We start from the raw sequence: 13,539 nt of genomic DNA, 5'->3' as shown, positions 1-13,539 counted from the left end.
CAGTTGACGGTGAGGCCGATGATCAGCCGATGATGCCCATGATGTCGGATTCCTTCATGATCAGAAGGTCCTCGCCATTGAGCTTGACTTCAGTGCCCGACCACTTGCCGAACAGCACGCGGTCGCCGGCCTTGACGTCCAGCGGCACGAGCTTGCCGGCTTCGTCGCGAGCGCCGGAGCCGACGGCGATGATCTCGCCTTCCTGCGGCTTCTCCTTCGCCGTATCCGGGATGATAATCCCGCCGGCGGTCTTGGATTCGGATTCGACCCGGCGAACGACCACGCGGTCATGAAGCGGGCGGAACTTGGACTTTGCCATGTTGTCTTCCTCGAATGAGAACGGTGAGAACTGTTCCTCCATCCGGCGAGGCCGGATATAAGTTAGCACTCACCTAAGGCGAGTGCTAACGTGGCGCTGAGATAGGCTGATGGCATGCGAGAGTCAAGGCGCGCGGGGAGGGGCAATGGCGCAAAATTTTTTTCCATGTACCGACGTGGTTCTGAAACACAGTGGTTGCCCCACGACTACTTGGCAGAAATTGCTCGTGAGTTCGATGGGACGGCCGGGCATCGGCTGCTTAATATCCAAGCCGCAAGCCGATCTCCTGAGTTTCAAGATCGACGAGCAAGCTGTTTCTTTCAAAATACCGGATACCGACGATATTATGTTCAAGGCCAGGGACAATTTCCACCTCAGGCTTGTAGGTGGTTGTAAAATTCCAATCGTCCTGGCCTTCGGTTTTCACCACCACCTTGGTGCCGACATTCAATGATGCATACGGTTTGGATGTATCGGTTGGGACCATTATGGTTGAGTTGCCGGTGTCGTACAGCGTCGGCCGACAAACCGGCTCAGAGCCCCATGAGAGACAGGAGTCAAGAGTGGGGAAATTGTATCGCGGGCTGGCCTGTTTCCATTTTTGTATCTTGAAATTCTTCTTCACGTCATCTGGGATGCCGACGTGGAGGGCTTCTACCTGTGGGCAGTTGCCGGCCTCATTTGTGCAGGCTTTCCACTTACTGCCGATCGCAGAAAGGTAGTAACCTCTATGCAGGCCGGGTCCCACGCTCACTGCGTCCATTGGCGATTTGATCATCTGATGTGGCCCGTCGCCCCCAATGGGCGAGATGCCAAAGATGCCTTTTGGCCAAAGCGGGCCGCCGACAACTTCACCTGTGTCGCGCCTGACTTTCTTGTAGCGGATTAGGAACGATATTCGCCTGTCCGTGGAGGCCAGCGCGCTTGACGAACCAAAAGTCACACGCGCCGAAGCGATATTTCCATACTCATCGTAGGTGCCATAGTGCATGACCACTTTTTGGGTCGTGACAATTATACCGTCCAATTCCAGGGTTTTCGCAACCTTGATACCGTTCTCGGAGCATAATCCGGCGGGGAGCGTCGAACGACAATCGATCGTCATTCCGCTTGAGCCGGTATCCAGCAAAAGAGGCTGATTGATTTTCCGGTTTCCGAGAGAGAGAATTCTCACATAGAGCATACGAATATTCTTAGGGTTCCCCGGATACTCAAGTTTTATCAAGGGAATGGTTGCGGGAGTGCCATCGGCTCCGGCAGGAGAGGACGGATAGAGGAGTGCGCACAACAGGATCGACAGCAATGCCGCAAGTATCTTCATGCCCGAGCCCATCTTTTTGGCCGATAGATTTCGACGTGGCGAAGATGAATTATTGCAGGGCGCTTTGCAATTTTTGCGTCACAGCTCTGCCTGTAGATTTCAGCGGTTAGGTGGCCCCAGCACCAGCAGCGGACACCGCTCGGCGAGCCCGTAGCTTCCGGTCGAGGCCAATCGGACGGCTTTGAAGAAGACCTCGGCTTCCTTGATCAAGACGGCCGCCGGCGCAAAACTATAGACGGCGGACGAGTTCCGGTAGACGTCTATGGTTCCGATGACCGGTAGTTCCCATCCGGTTCGGGCCGACAGCTCCTCGCGGTCGGGAAACACCCATTCGAAGTGTTCGAGGATGGCTTTGACCGGGATCGTGTAATCCGGCGCGTCGCCGATCGCGGTCATGGCCACGCGCCATTTGAGCTCATGGAAAGTCGAGACGCCGCCGCTTAGTGCCAGAGCGCGGACATCCTTCGGGTCGTCCGGCGTTGCGGGAGAGGCGTAAAGCCTGATGCCGGCGCGGCCGTCGGACTTGAGCGCGCGCGCGATCGACGCAAATAGGGTGCGCCTGAGGCCGGCGGCGCCGATGACCGAGAGACATCCGTCGCCGATCAGCGCCTCGACGCTTGCATCGGCGAACGGCAGATCGAACCAGTCGCCCTGCACCGCCTTGCGCGTATCGGTGTCGCCCGGCCAGATGCCGGCAATCATGTCCGAAGACTCGTCGACCGCCGTCATCGTGGCGCCGAGCCCGGCGAGCTCGGGTGTCACGCCGAGCATCACGACATCCGACGGGGCAAGGCCGAGCTCGCGATCGTAGGTTTCGATAACCTCCGCCGGCGGCCGCAGGGGTGAGCCGAGCAACTGCCAATGTTTGCGAATTGCATTCCAATGCTCGGTCATGCAAACCCCAGCCCGGTAGCGCGTTGTATCCGATCGAATAGTGGACGACGCTTGATAGGCCAAGTGGGGAACAATGGCACGCATCGCCGTCATCACGCATGAGTTCGACCGCTTCCAAAGCCGGCGCGGGCTGCTATGGCGCCGGGACAGCCCGTACATGCTCTTCGATCTGCTGGAGGAACTGAAGCGCCGCGGCCATTCGGTGCAGGTCCTCAGCGGCACGTCGGCGAAGCCGGCCGCCGATATCGCGGTGCTGCATGTCGATGCGACCGTAACGTCGCCCGATTATGTCGAGTATGCCCGCGCCTTTCGCTTCTGCCTCAATCTCGGCGCCGCCGACATTTCCAAGCGCCGCATCAGCGGAGCCGTCGTCGGCAAGGACGACGGCTGGAAGGGGCAGGTTATCGTCAAGAGCAGCCTCAACCATCGGGGAACGCCGGAACAGCAACTGAATCGGCGCGCGCGGCGCGCCGGCAAGCCGATGCCGTTTCCCGGCGTCGAATCTTTCGACCAATACCAGATCCATGCCTCGCTCGCCGACGTTCCGGCCGAGCTGTTCGGACGCGAGGACCTCATTGTGGAAAAATTCATTCCCGAGCCTGAGCCGGATGGCTTTGCCGCCCGTTTCTGGCTGTTCTGCGGCGAGCGCGAGCGCTGCACACGCCACGTCTCGCCGCAGAGCCTGGTCAAGGGCGACGACACGATCCGTCGCGAGGCGGTTCCGGTGCCGGACGAGCTTCGCGCGCTAAGGCGCAAGCTGGGCTTCGACTACGGAAAGTTCGATTTCGTCATGCATGAGGGCAGGGCGGTGCTGCTCGATGCCAACAAAACGCCTGGACGCGCCCGCAATCTGTCGAGCTTCATCGCCGCCGGCAATGCCAATCTTGCCGACGGCTTCGAAGGGTTGATCCGCCAACACGCTTAGATATTCATGCCGCCCGAGACCTCGATGCGCTGGGCGTTGACCCAGCGATTGTCCTCCGACAGCAGCGAGGCGATCATCGGCCCGATATCGTCGGCGACGCCGGCGCGGCCGAGCGCCGTCATGCCACCCACGACGCGGTTGATCTCGGCGTCGTCGCGCACATGGCCGCCGTTGAAGTCGGTGGCGATGGCGCCGGGCGCCACGGTGTTGGCGGTGATGCGGCGCTGGCTGAGCTCCTTGGCGAGGTAGCGCGTGAACACCTCGATGCCGCCCTTCATCATCGCATAGGCGGCCGAGCCCGGAACCGAGAAGCGCGCCAGCCCGCTCGACACGTTGACGATGCGGCCGCCATCGTTGATCAGCGGCAGCAGCGCCTGGGTTAGGAAGAACACGCCTTTGAGATGGATGTTCATCAGCGTGTCGAATTCCTCTTCCGTCGTCTCGGCGATCGGCTTGCGCAGGCCGGTCCCGGCATTGTTGACGAGATAATCGAAGCGGTCGCGCTGCCAGGTTCCCTGAAGCGTCTTTCTCAATGCCGCGACGAAAGCCGGGAAGGTGGTAACGGCGCCGGTGTCGAGCTCGAGCGCCGCGGCGCGGCCGCCTGCGGCCTCGATCTCGGCGATCGCCGCCTTCGCCTCGTCGGCGCGCGAGCGGTAGGTGAGAATGACGTCGACGCCCTTGCGGGCGAGGTTGAGCGCTGTGTTGCGGCCGAGGCCGCGGCTGCCGCCGGTGATGAGGGCAATGGCGCGAGTGGTCATGGTGAAAATCTCCGTCTTGGCGATGGTGATCCATATACTCGCGCGAATGACCGATATAATCTGGCATGGATTGCCAACTCTATTCAAGATTTGCGAACAATCCGCGATGGACAGGTTCGACAGCATGCGGCTCTTCACCCGCGTCGTGGAACGGCGCAGCTTCACGGCGGCCGCTGCCGATCTCGGCCTGCCGCGCTCCAGCGCCACCGCCGCGATTAAGCAGTTGGAGGAGCGGTTGGGCGTGCAGCTGCTGCGTCGCACCACGCGCCACGTCACCACCACGCTCGACGGTGAAGCCTATTACCAGCGTTGCATCGGCATCCTCGCCGACATCGAGGATGCCGAGGGCGGCTTCGGCGCGCATGAGGTGCGTGGGCGCCTCAGCGTCGACGTCAACGGCCATATGGCGCGCACCTTCCTGCTGCCGGAACTGCCGGCGCTGCTCGCCCGATATCCGGGCCTGACCGTGCATATCGGCGAAGGCGACCGCCTCGTCGACCTCGTGCGTGAAGGCGTCGATTGCGTCATCCGGGCCGGCACGCTTCCCGACAGCGACATGATCGTGCGGCGTCTCGGCATCGCGCGCGAAATCACCGTGGCCAGCCCCGCCTATCTCGAACGCCACGGCGTGCCGCGCACGCCGGACGACTTGGCTGGGCACATGATGATCGGCTTCGTGTCGTCGCGCACGAGGCAGGTGATGCCGCTGGAATTCACCGTCGACGGCATGGTTCGCGAGATCGTCCTGCCGTCGCGGGTCACGGTCGCCAATTCGGACACGAGTGCTGCGCTGGTCCGGCTGGGCTTCGGGCTGTTCCAGGCGCCAAGGCTCCGATATGCGGACGACCTCGAGGCAGGCCGGCTGGTCGAAGTGCTTCCCGATTTTCCGCCGACGCCCACGCCGATCTCGGTGCTCTATCCGCCGAGCCGGCAGTTGTCGCCACGGGTCAGGGTGTTTGTCGATTGGCTGGTGGAGATCCTGGGGCCGAAGCTGGATGCGGGGTAAGTTGGCAATCGCGGAGGGGATCGTATCCAGCGGTCGTCATCCTAGGGCGGAGCAAGGAGCGAAGCGACGCGCGCAGACCCTAGGATCCATGCCGTGACGCTAAGGCGTTGCAAGGATTGCAGAATTCTCCGCCGTTGCGCTCTATGACGGAGTCGCCGCATGGATCCTCGGGTCAAGCCCGAGGATGACCACCGTTAGGCATGCCTACAAAAACAGCCGCAACTGCGCGTGGATGATCGACCGGTAATCCTCGATCGTGCGCCGGCCTTCCGCCTCGTCCTGCGTCAGCGCCAGCCGCACGACGCCGCCGGCGAGCTGAAAGATCAGGAACACCACGCGCCCGAACGCCTCGCGCTGCTTAGGCTTCAGCATCGGCGCCACACGGTCGCAGAACATCTTCGCCTGATGCCGCGTCTCGGCGATGTCGAGATGCTGCAGCGCCTTGTCGGCCTGGATCGCGTTCTGCAGATCCTGGATCGCCGGATCCGCCGCGACACGGCCGTAGTAATCGTCGAGCAGCCGATCGGCTGCAGCGGTCACGTCATCCACTCCCCGGATATCGGCGATGATCGCGCCGAAGCGAGCCCGGCTCTCCTCCGAGAAACGCTCGTAGAGCATCGCCAAGATCGCCGACTTGCTTGGAAAATAATGATAGACCGTGGCGATCGGCCCGCCCGCCAGCGCGCCGACTTCCTTCATCGTGACCGCGTCTATGCCCTTCTCGCCGATCAGCCGCATGGTCGTAGCGAGGATCGCGTCGATGCGCTCGCGGCTGCGCTCCTGCTTGGGCCTGCGTCTGGGTTCCGTCGCCGTTTGCCTAGTTTGCCTCATCTCGCGCGGGCAGTCGTTGATTCTCGGTTGACAGGAAACTGATCAAGTATCAGTTTCGTGAATGCTGACAACTTGTCAGCTTTTTTACCGGGCTGCAAGGGAGGGCGCCTCGTGACTGCAACCGATGCCGCGCATGCGGAAAATGGCGACTGGCTGGTCGGCAACCCGACCGGCCTGCAACTCGCCGCGGCGCTCTGGATCGGCTCGGTCGGCCTGCTCATCCTGGGCTTGCAGCCGGTGCTGCTCGGCGCGCTCTACAGCGAAGGTCATGTCACCGGTGACGAGCTGGCACTGGTCGCCACCGCCGAGATGATCGCGATCGCCATCGGCTCGGCGATCGTGGCGATGCTCCTCCCGGCGCGCAACATGCGCTGGAAGAGCGCCGCGCTTTTGGTGCTGCTGGCGCTCGCCAATTTCTGGACCGCCTATGCGATGAGTTCCAATGCGCTGATCGGGGCGCGCACGCTCGCCGGGCTTGCTGAGGGTGGCTTGGTCGCCGTGGCGACCGAATTGATCGCCCGCTCGCGCCGGGCCGAGCGCATCGGCGGCTATTTCGTCACGCTGCAGACCTTGGCGCAATGCGCGCTGGCGCTGCTGCTCGCGCTTTATGCGGTGCCTGCCGCGGGCGCGGCCGGCGGCTTCGTCGCGCTTGGCGTTGTCTGCCTGTTGTCGCTCGTCGTCGCGTGGATCGTGCCGGACGACTACGCCGACCTGCCGAAGGACGAGCATTTTGCCAATGTGCTCACCTTGCCGGCGATCACGGCGCTGCTGTCGATCTTCTGCTACTTCATGTTCTTCGGCGCCGTCTGGGCATTTCTGGAGCCGCTCGGCGCCGAGTTCGGCATAGACGGCCGCACCGTCGGCCTGATGGTCTCGGCAAGCCTCGCCGCGCAGATCATGGGCGCCATGACCGCCACCGTCTTCGAAGCGCGCATCGACTACCGCTTCGCCATCACCGTCATCGGCGCCATCGCGACGATCAGCTCGGTGCTGCTCGCTTCCGGCCCTGGGCTTTTGGTCTTCTGGTCGGTGGCGATGGTGATGGGCTTCATCCTGCTCTTCATCGTGCCCTACCAGATCCGGCTGGCGATCACCGCCGACGAGACGCGCAACGCGGTACTGCTTGTGCCGGCGGCGCAGCTCTTCGGCCTCGCCATCGGCCCGGTGGCCGCCTCGCTGCTGATCGACGGCCAAAATTTCCGGCCGGTGCCGGAATTCGCCGCGGCAAGCGCGTTGGCCAGCGTGGCGCTGCTCGGCGTCTTCGTGTTGGTTGCGCGCCGCCGCGTTCCAGCCTGAGCGGGAGGTGACGATGGCAAGCGCCTGGAGCAACTGGTCGGGTTTCGTGAACGCCGCGCCGAAGCTGATCGCCACGCCAGCCGATGTCGGCGAACTGGCCGATCTGGTGCGTTCCGCGCCCGGTCCGCTGCGCGTCGCCGGCGCCGGCCATTCCTTCACGCCGCTGGTGCAGTCCGACGGCACCATCATCTCGCTGGCGAAGATCGAGGGGCTGGTTTCGCATGACGCCGCAGCCAATCGGGCACGCCTGAGGGCGGGGACAAGGCTTGGCGCGCTGATGCACATCCTGCAGGACATCGGCCAGGGCCTGCCCAATATGGGCGACATCGACAAGCAAGCGATCGGCGGCGCGCTGGGCACCGCGACGCACGGTTCCGGCCCGACGCTCGGCGCCTATCATACGCAGCTCGAGACGGTGCAGTTCGTCGACGGGCAAGGCAAGCTGCGCGAATACAGCCGGGCGGGCGACCAGGATATGATCCATGCCACCGGCGTCGCGCTCGGCGCTTTCGGCGTGCTCACCGAAGTGACGATGAACAACATCCCGACCTACCGGCTGCGGCGCCGCAAATGGGTGTTACCGATCGGCGAAATGCTGCGCGACTTCGAGACGATGATGGGCGCACACCGTTCGGCAGAGTTCTATTACATCCCGTTTTCCGGCTATGCGCAGTTCATCGCCAGCGATCTCAGCGACGCAACGCCGGCGTCGCGGCCGACCGAGGATGACGAGGAGGGCCTGGCGACGTTGCGCAAGCTGCGCACCGTGCTGCGCCGGCTGCCGGCGCTCCGCCGCGCGCTGATCAAGGGTGCGGTCAAGAAGGTGCCGGCCGAGGATTATGTGCAGGACTGGCTCAACGTCTACGCCAGCGACCGTCGCACCAAATTCAACGAGATGGAGTACCACCTGCCTTACGAGGACGGTCCCCGGGCGCTGGCCGAGATCATCGCGCTGACCGAAAAGCATTTCCCGGAAGTCTATTTCCCGATGGAGGTGCGTTCGGTCGCCCCGGACGAATTCTGGCTCTCGCCCTTCCACAGGAGGCTGACCTGCTCGATCGCCATCCATCACGACGCGGCGAACGATCCGCTGCCCTTCATGCGCGCGGCCGAGCCGATCTTCCGCAAATATGGCGGGCGGCCGCATTGGGGGAAGATGCACAGCTTGACGGCGGCGGATTTCAAGAAACTCTATCCGCGCTGGGACGACGCAATGGCGGTGCGCCGCGACATCGATCCCGAGAACCGCTTCGTGTCGTCCTATATGGCCAGCCTGTTCGGCATCCAACAATGAGCGCCTATTTCGCCGAGCTGTCGAAGGCGCTCAAGGCCGCCGAAATCTTTCGGCCCTGCCTGGTGCTCGACCGCGACCGGCTGGACGCCAACATCGCGCTGGTGAAGCAGAGGCTGGCGCCGGGTCTTGCCGTGCGGTTGGTCGATAAGTCGCTGCCTTGCCTGCCGCTGCTTTCGCATATCTCCAAGTTGCTCGAAACCGGCCGCTTCATGACCTTCCATCCGCCGGTGACGCAGGCGGTGCTCGACGCTTTTCCCGCGGGCGATCTCCTGTATGGCAAGCCGATGCCGGTAGGTGCGGCGAAAGCGGCGCTGGCTAGAGGCGACGCCGGCGGGTGGTCGCGCGTCTGCTGGCTGATCGACACGCCGGAGCGCCTGTCCGAATACGGTGCGCTCGCCGCAGCGTTCGGCACCGAACTCCGCTTCGCCTTCGAGGTCGATGTCGGCCTGCATCGCGGCGGCTTTTCCGGTCCTGCCGAGATCAGGGCGCTGGCCATACCGAAGGACCTGCGCTGCGAAGGCATCATGGCCTATGAAGCGCATGCGCCGGAAATTCCCGGGCTGTTCGGCGGCGCGGCCGGCGCGCTGAAAAAGGCCGCGGCGAAGGCTGCCGAGTTCGTCGCGGCCCTCGATGCGGACCAGCGCCGCATCCTCAACATCGGCGGTTCCAAGACGGCGCTGCTGCATGGCGGCGGCGTGGCCAACGAAGTGTCGATCGGCTCGGCCTTCGTGCTGCCCAGCGATTTCGACACGCCCGGCCTCGACGGCTTCCGGCCGGCCGCTCTCATTGCGACGCCGATTCTGAAGGCGCTCGATCCGGTGCTCCCCGGCCCGGCGGCTATCTCCCGCACGCTGCAGGCGCTCGGCCTCTTCCCGAAGAAGGCCTGCTATCTCTATGGCGGCAAGTGGATGGCCGAACCGGTGTTCCCCGAAGGCATGAAGCCGAACGGCCTGATCGGGCTGTCTTCCAACCAGCAATTCATGGGGCTGCCGGCGGGCGCGGAGGTGAAGCCCGGTGACTACGCCTTCCTGCGGCCGACGCAGAGCGAGGCGGTGCTGCAGCATTTCGGCTCGCTCGCGGTGTTTGCCGGTGGGCGCATCGTCGAGTCCTGGCCGGTACTGCCGATGGGGTAACGGGCGCCCGAACTGTCTTCGTCGCGATCCTTCGCGCCCCCCCCTGTCCCGTCGGCCTAAATTTATTTGACTAAGTCAACTAATTGGTCGATCCTGTCCGCGACAGGAGGAACTCCCCATGACCATCCACGATCACCCCGGCAACAAGCGCATCGATGCCGTGCGCGCCTTCAACCGCTTCTACACCCGCCAGATCGGCCTGCTCGACGAAGGCCTCCTGAAGAGCCCGTTCTCGCTGACCGAGGCGCGCGTGCTTTACGAGCTTGCCCATCGCGACGGGCTGGTCGCCAGCGACCTGGTGCGCGACCTTGGTCTCGACCCCGGCTATGTCAGCCGGCTGCTGAAAAAATTCGAGGAGCGCGGCCTGGTCGAACGAGCCGCCACGGAGGCCGACGCGCGGCGGTCCTCGATCGCGCTGACGCCCGCGGGCAGGGAGGCGTTCGCGCCACTCAACCAGGATTCGCACGACCAGGTGCGCGCGCTGCTCGATAGCCTGGCGCCGACCGACCAGGAGCGTCTGGTCAAGGCGATGCGCACGGTGCAGGACCTGCTCGGCGACAAACCCCAACCCAAAGTTCCCTATATCCTGCGGCCGCTGCAGGTCGGCGACATCGGCTGGATCACGCATCGCCAGGGCCTCATCTACGCGCAGGACTATGGCTGGGACGAAACCTATGAGGCGCTGGTTGCCGAGATCCTCGGCGAGTTCGTCAAGAACTTCGTTCCGCAATGGGAGCGCAGCTGGATCGCCGAGCGCGAAGGCGAGGTGGTCGGCTCGGTTTTCGTCATGCGCAAGTCGCCCAAGGTGGCGAAGCTCAGGCTGCTCTATGTCGAGCCGTCGGCGCGCGGCCTCGGCATCGGCCGGCGGCTGGTCGACGAGTGCATCGCCTTCTCGCGCGCCAAGGGCTACAAGACGCTGACGCTGTGGACCAACGACATTCTTGGCTCGGCCCGCCGCATCTACCAGGCGGCGGGCTTCAAGCTGGCCGAGGAAGAGCGCCACCATTCCTTCGGCAAGGATCTTGTCGGCCAGACCTGGAACTTGGAGCTGTAGCGCCTTTTCCTTCTCCCCTTGTGGGAGAAGGTGGATCGGCGCGCAGCGCCGAGACGGATGAGGGGTGTTCCAGGGAACGCCGGCGTTTCACTCCGCTGGAACACTCCTCATCCATCGCCTTCGGCGAGACCTTCTCCCGCAAGGGGAGAAGGAGGAAGGCGTCTCAACCTTTGATCGGCACCCAGATCTCCAGCCCGCCATTGCCGCTGCGCGGATCGAATTCGGGGCCGTAACGCTCGAAGTCCGGGGCGTCGGCGATCTCATGCCCGGATGCAGGCAGCCACTTGTTCCAGATGGTATTGACCGTGCGTCGGATGGTCGAGATGTGCTCGCGATGCGCAAACACGGCCTATTTCTGCGCCGGCACTCGAACCCGGCAAAAATCCTTCGGCAGATCGGAGAACTCCGACACCTCGACGCCGGCGACATAGTCGAAATTGCCGGCATCGTCGGCATTGGTGCAAACGCCGTAGGCGACACCAGGCACCTCGCCGGGAATGTTGCCGATGTAGGGTCCGAAGCGCTGCCACAGCATTGGGATGCCGGCGCTGGTCTCGCAGCTGTAGCGCTCGCCGAGCCCGGCGAGGAGAAACGCCCGGCTGGTCTCGAAGCGCGGCGGCTCGAGCGCGGTGAGAAGCGAACTGTCCATGAGGATGGGCTCCACGAGGTCGAGGTTTTGGGTCGAGCCTCCAGCGCGCACCAGTTCCGGCGTGGTGCCGAACTGGTCGCGGAAGGCCCGTGTGAAAGCCTCATGCGAGCCGTAGCCGGCATCGAGCGCGACCGCCAGGATGTCGCTCGCGCCGCCCGCGAGCTTGCGCGCCGCTTCGCTGAGCCGCCGCGCCCGCATATAGCCCATGACCGACCGGCCGGTGGCGGCGCCGAAGGCGCGCGTCACATGGAAGCGCGACACGCCGCTGCTTGCCGCGACATCGTCGAGCGAAATCGCATCCGGCAGATGGCTTTCGACAAACCACAGCGCTTTCTCGGTCGGGTTCATGGCTCCTCGCATTTGGCGCGGCCACACTAGTCGGCGCTCCGACAGGCAGTTTGATCGAAATTGCGCAGTGAGCAATAATAGCGACGCGCATGCCGGGTCGAGTGGGATCGACTTAGCATTAACTGCACGCGCGAAGGGGTGTCCCGATGACGACGGCGACGGCCGATCAGGTGTTCCGATTTGGCGGGTTCACGCTCGACCTCGCCAAGGGAACGCTGCGCGGCATCAACGAGCCGCTGTTCCTGCGGCCGAAAGCCTACGCGCTGCTTTCGCATCTCGCCCGCAATATGGGCCGCGTCGTGCCGAAGTCGGAGCTGATGGATGTCGTCTGGCCCGGCGTCTACGTCACCGAGGATTCGCTCACCCAGTCGGTGCGCGAGATCCGCAAGGTGCTGGGCGAGGACATGGTGCGCACCGTCTCCAAGCGCGGCTATATGCTTGCCGCGGAAGCCGAAGCGGCGCCCGAGATCAGCAGCCAACCGATCGTGGCGGTGGTGCGCTTCCGCAACGAGAGCGGCGATCCGGCCGACGAGGCGATGGTCGACGGCTTTGCCGAGGATCTCATCAACGGCGTGGCGCGCTTCGGCACCGTCACGGTGCTGGCGCGCAATTCAACTTTTTCCTTCGCCTCCTTCGGCCGCGCGGAGTGGCCGCAGATCCGCGCTCGCATCGGCGCCGATTATCTGGTCGAGGGCTCGCTGCGCCGCCAGGGCGAGCATGTCGTGGTGGCCGTCAGCCTCGTCGACATCGCGAGCGCCAGCCAGCTCTGGGGCGACCGCTACCAGTCCCAGGGCGCCGGCCTGTTCGAGATCGAGCGCGACATCGTCGAGCAGATCGTCAGCCGGCTGGTCACGCGGGTCACCAACGCCGGCCTCGAGCAGGCCTCGCGCAAGCCGGTGACCAGCCTTGCCGCGTATGAGCTTCTGCTGCGCGGCTTCGCGCTGCTGCGCGATCCCGCTCAGACCGACCAGCGCGGCGCCGAGGCCTTGTTCGAGGCGGCGATCGCAAAGGATCCGAATTACGGGCTTGCCTATTCCTATCTCGCTTTGGCGCGCTCGCTGGACGGGGAGTTCGGGCGCGCCAGCGATGCTGTCCTGGAAAATGCGCGCGACCTTGCCGACAAAGGGCTGGCCCTGTCGCCCGACCAGCCGACCGGCCACCGCGTGCAGTCGCTGATCCGCCTCTATATGCGCGATCACGAGGCGGCCGAGCATCACATGCGCATCGCCTTGCAGCTCAACACGTACGACGCCGACAGCATCGAGCAGATGGGCATGCTGCTCACCATGCGCGGCCGGCCGCTCGAAGCGCTGACCTGGCTGGCGCGCGGCATTCGCATCGATCCGCTGCATCCGCACTGGTACCAGTTCGACCGCGCCCTGGCGCTCTACATGATGGGCGAATATCGGCAGGCGGCGGAAGCGCTGGAGCTCGCGACGCGGCCGGCGCCCTGGATCAGGACGAGGCTGGCCGCCTGCTATGCCCAGATGGGCGACAGGGAAAAGGCGCGGCGGCAGATCGCCCTCATCGAGGACGGCCCGTCCTTCTCGCCGCTCGACTATGCGCTGCACGGCGTGCCGTTCGAAAATCCGGCCGATGCCGAGCATCTCTGCGAAGGCGTCAGGCTTGCCCTCGGCTAAATGCATGTCGCCCCGGAAGTGTGCAGCGGTTCTGGGATATCAAAACAAAAACTTAAGCGCGTCGCCCGAAT

Annotated in this window: 12 protein-coding genes and 1 pseudogene; 7 read left to right on the top strand and 6 right to left on the bottom strand. The window is 64.1% G+C overall.

Annotated elements, in window-relative coordinates; translation table 11 throughout:
• Nucleotides 1-22 precede the first annotated feature (22 nt).
• The 3 genes from groES to P9217_RS00235 form a co-directional block, all read right to left on the bottom strand.
• Nucleotides 23-319, bottom strand: a complete 297-nt coding sequence (gene groES / locus P9217_RS00245) for a co-chaperone GroES (RefSeq protein ID WP_095801333.1) — start codon at nt 317-319, stop codon at nt 23-25.
• A 259-nt stretch (nt 320-578) separates the two neighbouring features.
• On the bottom strand, nt 579-1,640 hold the full coding sequence (locus P9217_RS00240; protein ID WP_278086892.1) for a hypothetical protein: 1,062 nt from the start codon (nt 1,638-1,640) through the stop codon (nt 579-581).
• 99 nt (nt 1,641-1,739) lie between these two features.
• A complete protein-coding gene (locus P9217_RS00235) occupies nt 1,740-2,534 on the bottom strand; it encodes a methyltransferase domain-containing protein (RefSeq protein ID WP_127242139.1) in 795 nt (264 codons plus the stop codon).
• Between the two features lie 73 nt (nt 2,535-2,607).
• Here P9217_RS00235 and P9217_RS00230 point away from each other — a divergent pair, with 73 nt between their 5' ends.
• Nucleotides 2,608-3,459, top strand: coding sequence for a hypothetical protein (locus P9217_RS00230; protein WP_127216892.1), 852 nt, complete (start codon nt 2,608-2,610; stop codon nt 3,457-3,459).
• Here the strand turns inward: P9217_RS00230 and P9217_RS00225 are convergent.
• Nucleotides 3,456-4,217, bottom strand: a complete 762-nt coding sequence (locus tag P9217_RS00225; RefSeq protein WP_278086893.1) for an SDR family oxidoreductase — start codon at nt 4,215-4,217, stop codon at nt 3,456-3,458. The two genes, P9217_RS00230 and P9217_RS00225, sit on opposite strands and share 4 nt — an antisense overlap.
• 106 nt (nt 4,218-4,323) lie before the next feature.
• On the opposite strand from P9217_RS00225, the gene P9217_RS00220 reads away from it, so the two are divergent.
• Nucleotides 4,324-5,223: a LysR family transcriptional regulator gene (locus P9217_RS00220; RefSeq protein ID WP_067324844.1), complete on the top strand. Its 900-nt coding sequence runs from the start codon at nt 4,324-4,326 to the stop codon at nt 5,221-5,223.
• Between the two features lie 204 nt (nt 5,224-5,427).
• Here P9217_RS00220 and P9217_RS00215 read toward each other — a convergent pair whose 3' ends face one another.
• A complete protein-coding gene (locus P9217_RS00215; protein ID WP_095824850.1) occupies nt 5,428-6,054 on the bottom strand; it encodes a TetR/AcrR family transcriptional regulator in 627 nt (208 codons plus the stop codon).
• Between the two features lie 111 nt (nt 6,055-6,165).
• On the opposite strand from P9217_RS00215, the gene P9217_RS00210 reads away from it, so the two are divergent.
• The 4 genes from P9217_RS00210 (at nt 6,166) to P9217_RS00195 (ending at nt 10,831) form a co-directional block, all read left to right on the top strand.
• Nucleotides 6,166-7,350 (top strand): MFS transporter, encoded by a 1,185-nt coding sequence (locus P9217_RS00210; RefSeq protein WP_278086894.1) that lies wholly within the window; start codon nt 6,166-6,168, stop codon nt 7,348-7,350.
• 13 nt (nt 7,351-7,363) lie between these two features.
• Nucleotides 7,364-8,644, top strand: coding sequence for a D-arabinono-1,4-lactone oxidase (locus P9217_RS00205; protein ID WP_278086895.1), 1,281 nt, complete (start codon nt 7,364-7,366; stop codon nt 8,642-8,644).
• Entirely contained in the window at nt 8,641-9,777 is a 1,137-nt protein-coding gene (locus P9217_RS00200; protein WP_278086896.1) for an alanine racemase, read from the top strand. The genes P9217_RS00205 and P9217_RS00200 overlap by 4 nt, the downstream gene beginning before the upstream one ends.
• A gap of 118 nt (nt 9,778-9,895) precedes the next feature.
• Nucleotides 9,896-10,831 (top strand): bifunctional helix-turn-helix transcriptional regulator/GNAT family N-acetyltransferase, encoded by a 936-nt coding sequence (locus P9217_RS00195; RefSeq protein ID WP_127246839.1) that lies wholly within the window; start codon nt 9,896-9,898, stop codon nt 10,829-10,831.
• A 163-nt stretch (nt 10,832-10,994) separates the two neighbouring features.
• Here P9217_RS00195 and P9217_RS00190 read toward each other — a convergent pair.
• A pseudogene (locus tag P9217_RS00190) lies at nt 10,995-11,828 on the bottom strand (AraC family transcriptional regulator).
• 146 nt (nt 11,829-11,974) lie between these two features.
• Here P9217_RS00190 and P9217_RS00185 point away from each other — a divergent pair.
• Nucleotides 11,975-13,468, top strand: a complete 1,494-nt coding sequence (locus P9217_RS00185) for a winged helix-turn-helix domain-containing protein (protein ID WP_278086897.1) — start codon at nt 11,975-11,977, stop codon at nt 13,466-13,468.
• The last annotated feature ends 71 nt before the right edge of the window (nt 13,469-13,539 follow it).

Origin of the sequence: Mesorhizobium sp. WSM4989 (genome assembly GCF_029625795.1) — a bacterium.
GTDB lineage: Bacteria > Pseudomonadota > Alphaproteobacteria > Rhizobiales > Rhizobiaceae > Mesorhizobium.
This window is presented reverse-complemented; position numbering and strand designations above follow the sequence as displayed.

What these genes read in the sequence shown, in the direction of transcription:
- P9217_RS00205 (WP_278086895.1), top strand. Translation starts at nt 7,364, where the DNA reads ATGGCAAGCGCCTGGAGCAACTGGTCGGGTTTCGTGAACGCCGCGCCG.
- P9217_RS00230 (WP_127216892.1), top strand. Translation starts at nt 2,608, where the DNA reads ATGGCACGCATCGCCGTCATCACGCATGAGTTCGACCGCTTCCAAAGC.
- P9217_RS00240 (WP_278086892.1), bottom strand. Translation starts at nt 1,640, where the DNA reads ATGAAGATACTTGCGGCATTGCTGTCGATCCTGTTGTGCGCACTCCTC.
- P9217_RS00220 (WP_067324844.1), top strand. Translation starts at nt 4,324, where the DNA reads ATGGACAGGTTCGACAGCATGCGGCTCTTCACCCGCGTCGTGGAACGG.
- P9217_RS00195 (WP_127246839.1), top strand. Translation starts at nt 9,896, where the DNA reads ATGACCATCCACGATCACCCCGGCAACAAGCGCATCGATGCCGTGCGC.
- P9217_RS00225 (WP_278086893.1), bottom strand. Translation starts at nt 4,217, where the DNA reads ATGACCACTCGCGCCATTGCCCTCATCACCGGCGGCAGCCGCGGCCTC.
- P9217_RS00185 (WP_278086897.1), top strand. Translation starts at nt 11,975, where the DNA reads ATGACGACGGCGACGGCCGATCAGGTGTTCCGATTTGGCGGGTTCACG.
- P9217_RS00215 (WP_095824850.1), bottom strand. Translation starts at nt 6,054, where the DNA reads ATGAGGCAAACTAGGCAAACGGCGACGGAACCCAGACGCAGGCCCAAG.
- P9217_RS00200 (WP_278086896.1), top strand. Translation starts at nt 8,641, where the DNA reads ATGAGCGCCTATTTCGCCGAGCTGTCGAAGGCGCTCAAGGCCGCCGAA.
- P9217_RS00235 (WP_127242139.1), bottom strand. Translation starts at nt 2,534, where the DNA reads ATGACCGAGCATTGGAATGCAATTCGCAAACATTGGCAGTTGCTCGGC.
- groES (WP_095801333.1), bottom strand. Translation starts at nt 319, where the DNA reads ATGGCAAAGTCCAAGTTCCGCCCGCTTCATGACCGCGTGGTCGTTCGC.